The following is a 13,992-nucleotide window of genomic DNA, read 5'->3' as shown; positions in this document are numbered from 1 at the left end:
GGCGACGGGTTCCACGATACCGCAGAGAGGCCGACGAGTAGGGTGCTGCTATGACCCAAAGCTTCCGCTGGCCGCAGACCGAGGTGACGCCGGCCTGGGCCCGGCCGCGCGTGCGCGCCGAGGTCTGGATCGTGCTCGGGCTCACCCTCGGCCAGTCGGCGGTGTTCGCCGTGCTCTCGCTGCTGCGCAAGCTGACGGCCGAGGGTGGCCTCGGTGCGCAGACGAGCACGCTGAACGCCAGTCAGGCGTCGCAGCCCTGGCTCGATCTGCTGATCCAGCTGGCGCAGATCGGCTTCGGCCTGGTGCCGGTGCTCCTGGTGCTGTGGCTGCTGGCGGCTCGGTCGTCGGAGCCTGCCGACCGATGCTCCGGCGCGGGCTTCACCGGCGCCGGCTTCGCAGCAGGCGCGGCCAGACTCGGTCTGCACGACCTCTGGAGCAGGCGCGCATGGGGCCGCGGCTGTCTGCTGGCGGCGGTGATCGGGCTGCCCGGCCTCGCGCTCTACGCCGTCGGGCGGCTGCTCGGGCTGACCGCGAACGTCGTCCCCGCAGCGCTCGATGCGCATTGGTGGAGCATCCCGGTGCTGCTGCTCGCAGCCGTCGAGGCCGCCGTGCTCGAAGAGACCATCGTCTCGGGCTGGCTGGCGATCCGCCTGCGCGAGATCGCGTGGGGATGGCCGGCCGTCTTCGTCGCTGCCGCCCTGCTGCGCGGCTCGTACCACCTGTATCAGGGCATCGGCCCGTTCGTCGGCAACGCGGTGATGGGCGTGGTCTTTCTCTGGGCGGCCCGACGGTGGGGCGGAGTGGCCCCGCTGGTGGTGGCCCACTTTCTGCTCGACACCTGCGCGTTCGTCGGCTGGCAGCTGGCCGGCCCCTGGCTGCTGTCGACCGGTCTGCTCGGCTAGGTCGCGCGTCGGTCGGCCAGCGGCCGATCGATCAGATGCCGGGCAGTTCGAGCGGCACCGGATGCATCTCGTGACGCATCTGGATGAGCTCGCGAGCGTGTGAGCGCAGGTGGCGATCCTCGTCGCTGACCGGCTCCCACTGCGGCACGTCGGTGGCGTGCCCGTCTTCGCCGACGACGACCAGCACGGTCATGCATCGAGTCGTCAGGCGCAGGTCGTTGGGCCGCTTCGGGTCTGCCGTGCGCACCTGGGTGCTGACGTGGATGCTGTGCGGCGTCGTCAGCAGCAGGCGCGAGCGGATCTCGACGATGTTGCCGATCGGAATCGGGTTGATGAAGTGGATGCCGCCCGAGTAGACGCCGACCACGTCGTGTTTGGCCCAGCTGCTCGCGCAGGTGTTCGCCGCTTCGCCGATCCAGCGCATCACCGTGCCACCGTGGGTCTTGCCGCCCCAGTTGGCATGCTGCGGCGCGGCCAAGAAACGGAAGACCGTCTCTGGTGCGGTGCCGTAAGTGGTGTATGCCTGCGAGGCCATCGACTGGCGGATGCGGCGGCGGGGCTCGATGCGCTCGATGGCCGCCTCGTGCAGCTGGCGTTCGGTGTCGGTCTGCGGGCTCCACTGCGGAACCTGCGCCGGCGTGCCGTTCTCGTCGACGGCGACGAAGATCAGGATGCAGTCGCAGGCCGGCTGGTAGGCGCGAGTGCGCACGTCGGCCGATTCGACGCGCACGAGCACGTGCATGCTGGTGCGGCCGGTGTGGATGATGCGGGCATGCGCAGCGATGATGCTGCCCGGGGCGATCGGACTGTTGAAGTGGACGTTGCCGACGTACGCGGTCACGCAGTACGACGAGCTCCATCCGACGGCGCAGGCGTAGCCCGCACGATCGATCCATTCGAGGACGCGGCCCTCGGCGATTGAGGTGCCGGTCTTCGAGACCTCTTGAGGCAGGGCCATGAAGCGCAGCGTGATGTGATCTTCTGGCGACGTCGCATCGCTGTCGGCGGGGGATGAGCCGGTGGGCTCTGACGGATGAGGGTCAGTGAGCATGCACATACCCTAGTCGATTCGCCCGCGGCGGCAGCGGATCAGCGCTGCGTGGCGAAACGTCTCGCTGCGAGAGGAACCGTCGCCGACAGCGACACGACGCTGATGAGCGCGCCGAAGACGAGCGCTGCGGCGTCACCGCTGTTCAGCGCACCGGTCTGCATGCCGATGGTGGCCGCAGCGATCGGCACGCCCAGCTGTGCGCCGCCGAGCAGCGCCAGTGAGGCGGGCTGCCCGGTCAGCGCGCTGACCGCGTGCACGGCCAGGCCGCCGAAGCCCAGTGCGAGGCCCAGCAGAACGTGCCGCGGACTGCTCCACAGGTCGCCCAGCGACAGCGACGCGCCGAGCCAGACGTAGAACAGGGGTGAGAAGAAGCCCTCGCTGAGGGCGAAGACCTGCTTCGCCAGTCGTCGAGGCTCTCCGATCGCCGAGACCGCGACCCCTGCAGCGAACCCGGCGAGCATGATCGACACCGCTGTCTGCGAGGCGAGTACGGCGAACGCGAGCAGCAGCACGAGTGAGATGCGCAGCTCGAGCGCCAAATGCTCGCGGCGACTGACCCGGTGCGCCTCGCTCAGCATGCCGCGGCGTCGCATCATGCGCAGCGCGAGAACGACCCCGGCGGTCAGAGCGCAGAGTGCCAGTGCGCCGACGATGGTCAGCAGGGCGCGGCCGGTGTCCATGACCAGAGGCAGCAGCACGATCGACGCCACGTCGGCGACGGCGATCTGCGCCATCGTGGCGGTCACCGCCGGGCCGGTCAGCCGGGCCTGAGCCATCGCGGGCAGCGCCAGCGCCGCCGAAGAAGACCCGAGTACGACCGTATAGATCAGCCAGTCCGCACTGTGCAGGGTGAGGCTGATGAGCGCGCCCAGCGCCAGAGCGGCCACGGCCACGGCTGCCGCTCGGATGAGCCCCTTCAACAGCAGCGGCCGCAGCTCGGGGTTGCGCACCGGAATCTGGCTGCCGGCGACGAACATCGTGAGCGCGAAGCCCAAGTCGGCCAGCAGTGTGAACATCGAGTCGCCGGCATCGACCCATCCCAAGCCGGCGCCGCCGATGAGCAGGCCGCCGAGAATCTGACCGACGAGCACCGGGGCACGCCATCGGGTGACCCAGCTCAGCACAGGCCCCAGCAGCGCGATCACAGTGATCGCCAGCAGCGTGAGCAGAGTCATGCTGGCACGTTAGCACCCCGTGTGCAGCCGCCCTCCCGCGTGAGCTCGACCATGGCATCCGCACTGGGACGCTCACGCAGTGCTGCGCTGCTCGCTGCGACCACCGCGAGACTGACCAGCGCCAGTGCAGCGCCCACTGCGAACATCCAGATGTGGTGCACCCCGCTGAATGCCAGCTCGACGCCCGAGAGGATCGCCGGCATGAAGAACCCCGTGTAGGTGAGGCTGTAGAACACGGCGGTGAACGCGGCCAGACGACCGGGCGGCGCGATGCGCTGCACGTACTGCAGACCAGACACCAGAACCGTGCCGTAGCCAATGCCCAGCACGGCCGCGGCGACCAGACCCAGCCAGACCTGCTGCGTGGCCAGTGCGCTCGCGGCCAGCAGCATCCCCGCGCAGGCGACGACCAGGCCGAGCACCAGCGCGCGGGCCGACCCCGGACGCTCGAGACGCTTGATCACCGGCTGCACACCGACGCCGCAGGTGAGACCCACCAGACACATCAGCGCACTGAAGCCGATCTCAAGGCCGGGAGCCTGCGAGCGCATCTGCGTGGGCAGAATCGCGTAGGCGCTGGCTGCACAGCCGAACACCCACGGAGCTGCGGGAGCGACGATCAGCAGGAACCGGCGACGCACCGCCGGGTCGATGCCGTCTTCGGCGATCAGCGCGAAGCGCGAGCGGCTGCGGCGGCGTGACGTCGAGAGCACTGCGTGCACCTGCGTCTCCGGGCCTCTGCGCATCATCCACACAGTCACCGGAATGAGCAGCCCGACGTTGACGAGGTAGGGCAGCATGGTGGCCGCTGGCCCCCACTGCGCGATGGCTCCGGCGACTGCGGCGCCGGCCCCGAAGCCCACGCTGAGCGTGATGGATGCGCGACGTGCGCCCGCCCCCGCATCGGCGTTTGCATCGAACGGGGCCGTCGAGAGCTCCTTGATCCAGGTGCTGCCGACGGCCATCGCCAGACCGAGCGCGAGCCCGCAGAGCAGACGACCGACGAACAGCGCCACCATGCTCTCGGGGTCGAGGGCGAGCACGAGGCTGCCGGTCATGGCCAGCAGCGGGCCTGGGATCATGACCGGACGGCGGCCGATGCGGTCGGCCATGGGGCCGCCGATCAGCAGAGCCGGGATGATGCCCAGCACGTAGCCGCCGAAGAGGATGTTGACCTGCAGGGCGGTGAAGCCGCTGTGCATCTGGTACATCACCAGCAGCGGAGTGAACTCGTTGCCGGCCCAGGCGACTGCGAAGAGCACGGCGGCGACGCTGACCCAAGACCGGCCGTGCGCTGTGCGCGCCCGACCGGTCTGTGGACCGCCCGACCGTCGAACTGTCTGCGTCTGCGTCTGCGTCGACATGGTGTCATCCTCGGTTCGCCGGCTGCGGCTCGACGAGACCGGCGGCCTCGTCGGTCAGCGGCTCAGGGGTGACCACATCGGTGGCGAGGTAGCGTCGGTAGGCCTCTGTGGTGAGAAAAGGCAGGAACGGCTTGTCGAGGGCGACCTGCGCGAACACCTGCACGGCGTCGTCGAACCGGTCGCCGTCGAAGCGCTGCAGCTCTGAGACCACGCCGTCGATGATCTGCTGCACGCGCTCGCGGGTGATGGCATTGCCCTCGGCGGTGACGGTCTGGTAGTGCAGCCACTGCCAGATCTGCGTGCGCGAGATCTCGGCGGTCGCCGCGTCCTCCATCAGGTTGTCGAGGGCCGCGGCACCGACGCCGCGCAGCCACGATTCGATGTAGCGGATGCCCACCGAGACGTTGTCGCGCAGGCCGGCCTCGGTGACCTCGCCAGGGGTCGCCTGGAAGTTCAGCAGATCGCTCTGCCCGATGCTGACGTCGTCGAGCTGACGTTCGACCTGGTTGGGCCGCTCGCCGAGCACCGCGTCGAACTCGGCCTGTGCGTAGGGAATCAGGTCGGGATGCGCGACCCAGGTGCCGTCATAGCCGGCCTCTGCCTCACGGCGCTTGTCTGCCGACACCTGCTGAAAGGCGCGCTCGGTGACCTCCGGATCGCGCCGGTTCGGGATGAATGCGCTCATGCCGCCGATGGCGTAGGCGCTCCGGGCATGTGCGGTCTTGACCAGCAGCTGTGCGTATGCGCGGGTGAAGGGAACCTCCATCGTGATGCAGGAGCGATCAGGCAGCACGTTCTTCGCACCGCGCTCGCGGAAGACCTTGATCACGCTGAAGATGTAATCCCAGCGGCCGGCGTTGATGCCGGTGATGTGATCGCGCATCTCGTAGAGGATCTCATCGATCTCGAAGGCCGCAGGCAGCGTCTCGATCAGCACGGTGGCGCGGATGGTGCCGATGTCGAGACCCAGTGCGTGCTCGGCGAAGGTGAAGACGTCGTTCCACAGGCGGGCTTCGAGGTGGCTCTCGAGCTTGGGGATGTAGAAGTACGGGCCTCGCCCGCGGGCGATGAGCTCTTTCGCGTTGTGAAAGAAGAACAGCCCGAAGTCGACGAGGCTGCCCGACGTGTCTTCGGTGCGGTTGCTGTCATCGGTGAAGACCAAGTGCTTCTCGGGCAGATGCCAGCCGCGCGGGCGAGGCACGATGGTGGGCAGCTCGGCGAGCTCTTTCGTTCGCAGGGCGTACTGCTTGCCCTCTGGCGAGGTGAAGTCGATCTGCCCGCGAATCGCGTCGAAGAGGCTCAGCTGGCCGCCGACCACGTTCTGCCAGGTGGGGCTGGTGGCATCCTCGAAGTCGGCGAGCCAGACCTTGGCCGTGGAGTTGAGCGCGTTGACGGTCATCTTGCGATCGGTCGGCCCCGTGATCTCCACGCGCCGATCCTGCAGACCGGGCGCATTCGCAGAGCCGACGACACGCCAGCTTCGGTCGGCGCGGATGTGCGCGGTGCCGGGCAGGAAGTCGGGGTTGGTGCCCAGCGAGTAGTCTTTCAGCCGCTTCGCCCGTTTGGCGAGCAGCTCATGGCGACGTGACGAGAAGCGGTGGTGCAGTGCGGCGAGAAAGTCCAGCGCCTCGGGCGTGAGAATCTCGTCGAAGCGTTCGTGCATGCGCCCGGCGACGCGCACGACGGGTCGGGTCGGTCGGCGGACGGCAGTGGTGGTGTGCATGATTCTCCAATCCTGGTGGCGGGGCCGATCGTCGTTGATCGGCGGGTGCGTGGCGGTGTGACGTGACGACCGGCGTCGCGGCGACGGCGGCGTCGGGAGTGAGCCGGTCGGGGCACGGCCTGCGGCGATGCAGGGGCGCCCCGATCCGACGAGATCAGAACTGTGCCTCTTCGGTGCTGCCCACCAGCGCGAGGGTCGCGCTGTCCGGGTTGAGCGCCGTCGAGATGCGGTCGAAGTAGCCGGTGCCGACCTCGCGCTGGTGCCGGGTGGCGGTGTACCCCTGGCTCTCGGCGGCGAACTCTTTCTCTTGCAGCTGCACGTAGGCGGTCATCTGCTCGTCGCGGTAGCCGCTGGCCAGCTCGAACATCGAGTAGTTGAGCGCGTGGAAGCCGGCCAGCGTGATGAACTGGAACTTGTAGCCCAGCTCGCTGAGCTCACGCTGGAACGAGCCGATCTGCTCGTCAGAGAGGTGCGCCTTCCAATTGAACGACGGCGAGCAGTTGTAGGCGAGCAGCTTGCCGGGGAACTTCTCGTGGATCGCCGTGGCGAACTCACGGGCAAGCTCGATGTCGGGCTCTCCGGTCTCGACCCAGAGCAGGTCGGCGTACTCGGCGAAGGCCAGACCGCGGGTGATGACCGGCTCGATGCCGTTGCGCACTCGGTAGAAGCCCTCGTCGGTGCGCTCGCCTGTCGTGTACTGGCGATCGCGCTCGTCGACGTCGCTGGTGAGCAGATCAGCCGCCAGCGCATCGGTGCGGGCGATGATCAGGGTGGGCACACCCGCGACGTCTGACGCGAGTCGAGCCGACTGCAGAGTACGGATGTGCTGCTTCGTCGGAATGAGCACCTTGCCGCCGAGGTGGCCGCACTTCTTCTCACTGGCCAGCTGATCTTCCCAGTGCACGCCCGCCGCTCCGGCCTGGATCATCGCCGACTGCAGTTCGAAGGCGTTCAACGGGCCGCCGAAGCCGGCCTCGGCGTCGGCCACGATCGGCGCCATCCAGTCGCGGATGACCGCATCGGGCCCGCCTTCGCCGAACTCCACCTGGTGGGCGCGCATCAGCGCGTTGTTGATGCGGCGCACGACCGCTGGCACCGAGTTGACCGGGTACAGACTCTGATCTGGGTAGGTCTGGCCCGAGAGGTTCGCGTCTGCGGCGACCTGCCAGCCGGAGAGGTAGATGGCGCGCAGACCGGCTCGCACCTGCTGAACCGCCTGGTTGCCGGTGAGCGCGCCGAGCGCGCGCACCCAGTCGTCGCCCTCTTCGTGCAGCAGCTCCCAGAGTCTCTCGGCGCCGCGACGGGCGAGTGTGCTCTCTTCGCGGATGCCGCCGCGGATGCGCAGCACGTCTTCGGCGGAGTAATCGCGGCGCACGCCCTCCCAGCGCGGGTCGTTGTCCCACTCGAACTGCAGGTGCTCAGCGGTCTGTGTCTGGTCGCCGGGGCGGATGTTCTGCTCGGTCATGGTGATCTCCTTTGATCTCATGGTGCGTGTGCCACCTCATCGGCCGGTGAGCCGAACCACGTCACTCGGGTGATCGAGACGTCGTTGAGTCGATCGGTCGTGCTGTGGTGAGTTCTACTCTGCGGCAAGAGATGCTGACGATCCGGGCGAATCTGCAGGAAAGTTCTGCGATATTTCTGTTCTGCGGAGAAAACGGCTGTGTCATCATGAAGACATGACGACCACGCAACGGCGCGGGGCGCGTCTTGGCGATGAGGCGATGGTTGACGCTCTCATCATCGGGCGGCGGATTCGCGCGATACGAAAACAGCGAGGGCTCACCTTGGAGTCTCTCGCGCAGGCGATCGAGCGCGCGCCCAGCCAGATCTCAGCGCTCGAGAACGGGCACCGAGAGCCGAAGCTCAGCCAGCTCAGGCGCATCGCCGAAGTGCTCGCCGTTCCCCTCGACGATCTCATCGGCGGCGATGAGCCGCCCGACGAACGGGCGTCGCACGAGATCGAGCTCGAACGCATACAGCGGTCGGTCGGGTTCTCATCGCTCGGCCTGCCTGCGGTGCGAGTGGGGCCTCGACTGGGAGACGACGCCTTGGCCACGATCGTCGGCCTCTATCGCAAGATCGAGCAGCTGCGCGACGACCGACAGGCGACACCAGAAGAGGCTCGCCGGGTGAACGCCGAACTGCGCACCACGATGCGGGCCAGCGACAACTACTTCGAATCGATCGATGATGAGGCCGAGGGACTGCTCGAGACGCTCGGCTACGCGGGCGGCCCGCTGCCGCAGCGGCTGACCGCGGCGCTGGCCGAACATCTCGGCGTCACGCTGCACTACGTCGACGACCTGCCGCAGTCGACGCGGTCGGTGCTGGACGAGCGCAACGGCCGCATCTATCTGCCGCAGTCGGTGATCGGCTCGGGCGACTCGCGCGCCGCGGTGCTGCAGGCGCTGTCGAGCAAGGTGCTCGGGCACACCGTTCCTGCGGACTACGCGGAGTTCCTGCGCCAGCGGGTAGAGAGCAACTACTTCGCCGGTGCGATGCTCATGCCTCGCACCCGCAGCGTCGAACGACTGCGGGCCGCGAAGGCGAACAAAGACCTGGCCATAGACGACTTTCGCGACGCCTACGCCGTCAGCTACGAGACTGCTGCGCATCGGTTCACCAATCTGGCCACGGAGTTTCTCGATCTGCCCGTGCACTTCGTGAAAGTGCATGAGTCCGGCACGATCTGGAAGGCCTACGAGAACGACAGCGTGTGCTTTCCCACCGATTCGCTGGGCGCCATCGAGGGGCAGACCTGCTGCCGACACTGGACGAGCCGCATCGTCTTCGCCGAGACCGATCACTTCAGCCCGTTCGCTCAGTACACCGACACGCCGACCGGCACGTTCTGGTGCGCCGCTCGCGTGCTCGCCTCGTCGCAGGGGAGGGTGTCGGTGTCGGTCGGCACCGACTTCACCCATGCCCGCTGGTTCCGCGGCGGCAACACCGCCAGTCGTGCCGTCTCGACGTGCCCGGACGAGAACTGCTGTCGCATCCCGCCAGCGCACCTGCGAGAGAAATGGGAGGATCAGTGCTGGCCTGCCACGCGACCGCACGCCTCACTGCTCGCCGCGCTGCCACAGGGCGTCTTTCCCGGCGTCGACACCACAGACGTGTACGAATTCCTCGAACGACACGCACCGCCCGAGCCGTCACCGACGGCCGACGAAAGGAACCGACCATGACCGACTCTCCCGACCTGCTCACCGCAGATCTCGCCGACGACGGCGATCGCGAGCTGCGCAGCGTGGTCACCCAGATGCGCAGCTTCGGCGGTCGCCGACGCGTCTTCGGGCGTGTGCAGACGCTGCAGGTGCACGAAGACAACACGCTGATCAGAGAGCAGCTCGGCACGCCTGGCGAGGGGCGTGTGCTCGTCGTCGACGCCGGCGCATCGCTGCGCCGCGCGGTGGTCGGCGGCAATCTCGGCGTGCTGGCCGCGCGAAACGGGTGGGCCGGCATCCTGGTGGCGGGAGCCGTGCGCGACACCGTCGAACTCGGTCAGGCCGACGTGCACGTCAAAGCGCTGGGCTCTCAGCCGGTGCCCACCGTAAAGCGCGGCTTCGGCGTGCTGGGCGAGCCCATCCGCTTTCTCGAGGTCGATGTGCGGCCGGGTGACTGGGTCGTCTCAGACGAGGACGGCGTGGTGTTCCTCAGCGTCGACCCGCGTTTCGAGGGGTGACCGACCGGTTCAGTCGCCGTTCGGGAATGCCCGGTGCAGTTCGTCGAGCCATGCCTGCGGCGAGGAGTCTGACGGCGCCCGCCAGTCGCCGCGCGGCGAGAGCGACCCGCCGGGCGACACCTTCGGGCCGTTCGGGATCGCCGTGCGCTTGAACTGCGCGAACCCGAAGAAGCGCTGCAGAAAGACCTCGAGCCAGTGCACGATCTGCTGCAGGTCGAAGTCATGGCGATCTGCCTCCGGAAAGCCCGCGGGCCACTGCCCGGTGCCGGCGTCGCGGCAGGTCGTCGGCTCGGCCCAGGCATGTGCGGCCAGCCAGGCGATGCGACTCGGGCGCATGCCGTGACGCAGCACCTGATAGAGCGTGAAGTCGTGCAGCGCGTAGGGGCCGATCTTCTCTTCGGTGCTCTGCACCTTGCCGTCGGCGCCGGCGGGCACCAGTTCGGGCGAGATCTCGGTGTCGAGCACACGCTGCAGCACCGCTGAGACCTCGGCAGAGAAGTGCCCGGTCGAGCTCACCCAGCGAATCAGATGCTGCATCAGCGTCTTGGGAACGCCGGTGTTGACCGTGTAATGCGACATCTGGTCGCCGACGCCGTACGTCGACCAGCCCAAGGCGCCCTCTGAGAGGTCGCCGGTGCCCACCACGATGCCGCCGCGCTGGTTCGCGAGTCGGAACAGATAGTCGGTGCGCAGCCCGGCCTGCACGTTCTCGAAGGTGGTGTCATAGACCGGCTCACCGTCGGCGAAGGGATGTCCGATGCGGCTGAGCAGCTCGCGTGCGGCAGGCCTGATGTCGAGCTCTTCGAATGTGACCCCCAGCGACTCGGCCAGTGCCACGGCGTTCGACTTGGTGTGGTCGCTCGTCGCGAACCCGGGCATGGTGAATGCGAGGATGTCGGTGCGCGGGCGTCCGAGACGGTCCATGGCCTGTGCGCAGACGAGCAGCGCGTGCGTCGAGTCGAGGCCTCCCGAGACGCCGATCACGAGCTTCGGCGAGCCGATCGAGCGCATGCGCTGCATGAGACCCGAGACCTGGATGCTGTACGCCTCGTAGCAGTCCTGCGCGAGCCGGTCGGGGTCGGCGGGCACGAAGGGAAAGCGGGCGAGGGTGCGGCGCAGGCCGATGTCGTCGGTGGGCGGCCTCAGCGTGAACGAAACGGTGCGATAGTCGCCCTCGCGGGCGTCGCCGCTCAGATCGGCGAGCGTGCGTCGGTTGTCGTCGAACGTGCCCTGTCGCAGGCGCTCCTGCCGCAGCACGTCGAGATCGACATCGGCGACCGACCGTCTCGGCCCGTCGGGAAAGCGTTCGGTCTGCGCGAGCAGCGTGCCGTTGTCGTAGATCATCGTCTGGCCGTCCCACGAAAGGTCGTTGCTCGACTCTCCGGCTCCCGCGGCGGCATAGACATAGGCGGCGAGGCAGCGGGCAGACGCCGAGCGCACCAGCAGATGGCGGTCTTCGGCGCGGGCGATGGTGATGGGGCTGCCCGAGAGGTTCGCGAGCACGCTCGCCCCGGCCAGTGCGGCACGCGCGCTCGGCGGAACCGGCACCCACATGTCTTCGCAGATCTCTGCGTGCAGCACCAGCCCCGGCACATCGACGGCGTCGAAGAGCAGGTCGGTGCCGAAGGGCGCATCGAACTCGCCGATGCGGATGCTGCCGCCGCGCTGGTCGTCTCCGGGAGCGTACCAGCGGCGTTCGTAGAACTCCCGATAGGTCGGCAGGTAGGACTTCGGCACGACCCCGAGCAGACGGCCGCGATGGATGACTGCGGCGCAGTTGTAGAGCCGGGACTCGTGCCGCAGCGGCACTCCGACCACGAGCACCGGCAGCAGCTCGGTGCTCGCTGCGACCACCTCGATCAGGGCGTCGACGGCGGAGTCGAGCACTGCATCCTGCAGCACCAAGTCGTCGATGGCGTAACCGGTCAGGCACAGCTCGCTGAAGACGGCCACCCCGACCGCGTCTCGGTCGCACTCCACAGCCTGCTGGATGATCTGCTTCGCGTTCGCAGCAGGATCGGCGATGGCGATGGGGAAGGTGACGGCTGCGACGCGAGCGAAGCCCTGAGCGTAGGCGCTCGCCCGGGCGCCGAGTGCACGGGCGGCGACAAGTCGATCGGTCATGGCCTCCAGTCTGGCACAGCGCGAGGTCTTGCCGGCAGACAGTACACTTGGTGAACATTTGCTACCGTGTTGGCACGATGATGATGAAGGGGCTGAGGCGTCATGATGACTGAACGCGCAGTGAAAGAACCAGGAGCGGTTCGTCGGCTTTGGGCTGACGGCTTCGGAACGCTGGCCACGCGATGCGTGCAGACTCTGGTCGTGCTCGCTGTGATCGTGGTCGTGATCTTCGCCATCATGCAGGTGTCGATCGTCGGCATTCCCGTGCTGCTCGCTCTGATCGTCTCGTCGGCGATCGTTCCGTTCACCGCCTGGCTGCGGCGCAGAGGCGCGCCGGCCATGCTCGCCGCCTGGACGGCCCTGCTGAGCATCGTGGTCACCTTCGGGCTGCTGATCTGGCTGATCGTGTGGGCTGTGCTCAACCAGTGGAACGTACTGGTGAGCTCGGCGACCGGCGGCATGCAGACGCTCCAGGACTTCATCGACGGGCTGCCGTTCACCGTGCACATGCCGGCGCTCGCCGAGGTCGGGGCGTGGGCGCAGGGCGTGCTGGCCAGCAGCGGCTTTCAGAGCGGAGCACTCGCCGGCGTCTCGGCGACGGCGGAGTTCTTCACCGGCTTCGGCATCTTCGTGGTGGTCCTCTTCTTCTTTCTCAAAGACGGGGCGGCGATCTGGGAGTTCCTGCTGCGGCCTCTGCACGGAGACGGATACACGAGGGCTCGCCGCGCGGGACAGCAGGCCGTCACCACGTTCGGCAGCTATCTGCGCGGCACGACGATCGTGGCCGCGGCTGATGCCGTCGGCATCGGCATCGGACTCGTGATTCTGCAGGTGCCGCTGGCGCTGCCCTTGGCCGTGATCGTGTTCGTCACGGCATACATCCCGATCGTCGGTGCCACGCTGGCCGGCGGGCTCGCCGCCCTGGTCGCGCTGGTGGCCAACGGGCCGGTCGCCGCACTGATCGTGATCGCCATCGTGATCGTGGTCAACCAGCTCGAGGGCAATCTGCTGCAGCCTGTGGTCATGGGGCGCACGCTGAAGCTGCACCCGTTGGTGATTCTGATCGCGCTGACCATCGGCGCCTCGCTGGGCGGTGTGCTCGGGGCGATCATCGCAGTGCCGCTCACCGCAGCGGCGTGGTCGGTGCTGCAGGTCTGGGACGGGCCCGGACGCCCGGCACGGTTCGCTCGGGCGAAGTCAGCTCGGGAACGTCGTGAGGCTCGCGAGGCCGAGCTGGCCGCCGAAGAGGAGGCCAAAGCCCCCACCGGCGCAGCGTCGGCGGATGCGGCGGCGGATGCGGCGGCGGCCCCGGACAAAGACGCTGACGCATCGGGCGGCAGCGACGTATGATCGGCGGCGCCGGCTCCGTCTCGGCGTCGGCGATCAAGACTCAGAAGGAGTTCTTCTATGAACACAGCACTCTCAGAGAAACGCGTGCTCGTCATCTCGACCAACTACGGAGTCGAGACCGCTGAGATCTCGCGCCCGGTCAACGATCTGCGCGCAGCAGGCGCTCGGGTGACCGTGGCCGCGCCGAAGCCTGAGGCGATTCTCACCTTGGTGCACGACCGCACGGTCGGCGAGACGCTCGCACCCGACGCGACCTTCGCCGACATCGACCCGGGGCAGTTCGACCTGCTCGTGCTGCCCGGAGGCACCATCAACGCCGACCAGCTGCGCGTTGACAACGACGCGCAGCGCATCGTGCGGCGCTTCACCATCGCGGGTCGGCCGATCGCTGCGATCTGTCACGCACCGTGGGCGCTGATCGACGCCGGAGTGGCCGAGGGTAAGAAGCTCACCTCGTACAGCAGCATCAAGACCGATCTGGTCAACGCGGGAGCCGAGTGGGTCGACGCCGAAGCGGTCGTCGACGACACCGATGGCTGGCGGCTGATCACCTCGCGGTCGCCGCAGGATCTCGACGCCTTCGTGGCGGCCATCATCACGACGCTGGAGGGCTGA

General features: G+C 68.0%; 11 protein-coding genes. 5 read left to right on the top strand and 6 right to left on the bottom strand.

The genetic code is table 11. The features are described 5' to 3' along the window. Positions 1-50: 50 nt before the first annotated feature. Positions 51-902 (top strand): CPBP family intramembrane glutamic endopeptidase, encoded by an 852-nt coding sequence (locus tag F8O06_RS07180; RefSeq protein ID WP_158038153.1) that lies wholly within the window; start codon positions 51-53, stop codon positions 900-902. A gap of 31 nt (positions 903-933) precedes the next feature. On the opposite strand, the gene F8O06_RS07175 is transcribed toward F8O06_RS07180, so the two are convergent. The 5 genes from F8O06_RS07175 to aceA all read right to left on the bottom strand — a co-directional run bounded on the left by F8O06_RS07175 (position 934) and on the right by aceA (position 7,680). Continuing rightward, positions 934-1,953, bottom strand: coding sequence for an acyl-CoA thioesterase (locus F8O06_RS07175; RefSeq protein ID WP_158038152.1), 1,020 nt, complete (start codon positions 1,951-1,953; stop codon positions 934-936). Positions 1,954-1,991: 38 nt separating this feature from the next. Then, positions 1,992-3,128 (bottom strand): cation:proton antiporter, encoded by a 1,137-nt coding sequence (locus tag F8O06_RS07170; RefSeq protein WP_158038151.1) that lies wholly within the window; start codon positions 3,126-3,128, stop codon positions 1,992-1,994. Continuing rightward, positions 3,125-4,492, bottom strand: a complete 1,368-nt coding sequence (locus tag F8O06_RS07165; RefSeq protein ID WP_158038150.1) for an MFS transporter — start codon at positions 4,490-4,492, stop codon at positions 3,125-3,127. Before F8O06_RS07165 ends, F8O06_RS07170 begins: the two co-directional genes overlap by 4 nt. A 4-nt stretch (positions 4,493-4,496) precedes the next feature. Further along, complete coding sequence (gene aceB / locus F8O06_RS07160; RefSeq protein WP_158038149.1) at positions 4,497-6,215, bottom strand: malate synthase A; 1,719 nt, start codon at positions 6,213-6,215, stop codon at positions 4,497-4,499. A 154-nt stretch (positions 6,216-6,369) separates the two neighbouring features. After that, positions 6,370-7,680 (bottom strand): isocitrate lyase, encoded by a 1,311-nt coding sequence (gene aceA / locus F8O06_RS07155; protein WP_158038148.1) that lies wholly within the window; start codon positions 7,678-7,680, stop codon positions 6,370-6,372. Positions 7,681-7,894: 214 nt separating this feature from the next. Here aceA and F8O06_RS07150 point away from each other — a divergent pair, with 214 nt between their 5' ends. Beyond that, positions 7,895-9,406, top strand: coding sequence for a helix-turn-helix domain-containing protein (locus tag F8O06_RS07150; protein WP_158038147.1), 1,512 nt, complete (start codon positions 7,895-7,897; stop codon positions 9,404-9,406). Beyond that, the gene (gene rraA / locus F8O06_RS07145; protein WP_158038146.1) at positions 9,403-9,903 is read left to right on the top strand and encodes a ribonuclease E activity regulator RraA; all 501 of its coding nucleotides are present in this window, start codon (positions 9,403-9,405) and stop codon (positions 9,901-9,903) included. Before F8O06_RS07150 ends, rraA begins: the two co-directional genes overlap by 4 nt. A gap of 9 nt (positions 9,904-9,912) precedes the next feature. Here the strand turns inward: rraA and F8O06_RS07140 are convergent, their stop codons facing one another. Then, the gene (locus F8O06_RS07140; protein WP_158038145.1) at positions 9,913-12,027 is read right to left on the bottom strand and encodes an NAD(+) synthase; all 2,115 of its coding nucleotides are present in this window, start codon (positions 12,025-12,027) and stop codon (positions 9,913-9,915) included. Positions 12,028-12,132: 105 nt separating this feature from the next. On the opposite strand from F8O06_RS07140, the gene F8O06_RS07135 reads away from it, so the two are divergent. Both F8O06_RS07135 and F8O06_RS07130 read left to right on the top strand, forming a co-directional pair. Beyond that, a complete protein-coding gene (locus tag F8O06_RS07135; RefSeq protein ID WP_225733433.1) occupies positions 12,133-13,377 on the top strand; it encodes an AI-2E family transporter in 1,245 nt (414 codons plus the stop codon). A gap of 57 nt (positions 13,378-13,434) precedes the next feature. Further along, positions 13,435-13,992: a type 1 glutamine amidotransferase domain-containing protein gene (locus F8O06_RS07130; protein WP_158038143.1), complete on the top strand. Its 558-nt coding sequence runs from the start codon at positions 13,435-13,437 to the stop codon at positions 13,990-13,992.

It is taken from the genome of Pseudoclavibacter sp. CFCC 14310, from assembly GCF_008831165.1.
Classification (GTDB): Bacteria; Actinomycetota; Actinomycetes; order Actinomycetales; family Microbacteriaceae; genus Pseudoclavibacter_A.
Note: the sequence above shows the minus strand (reverse complement) of the source record. Positions and strands in the feature narration are given on the sequence as shown.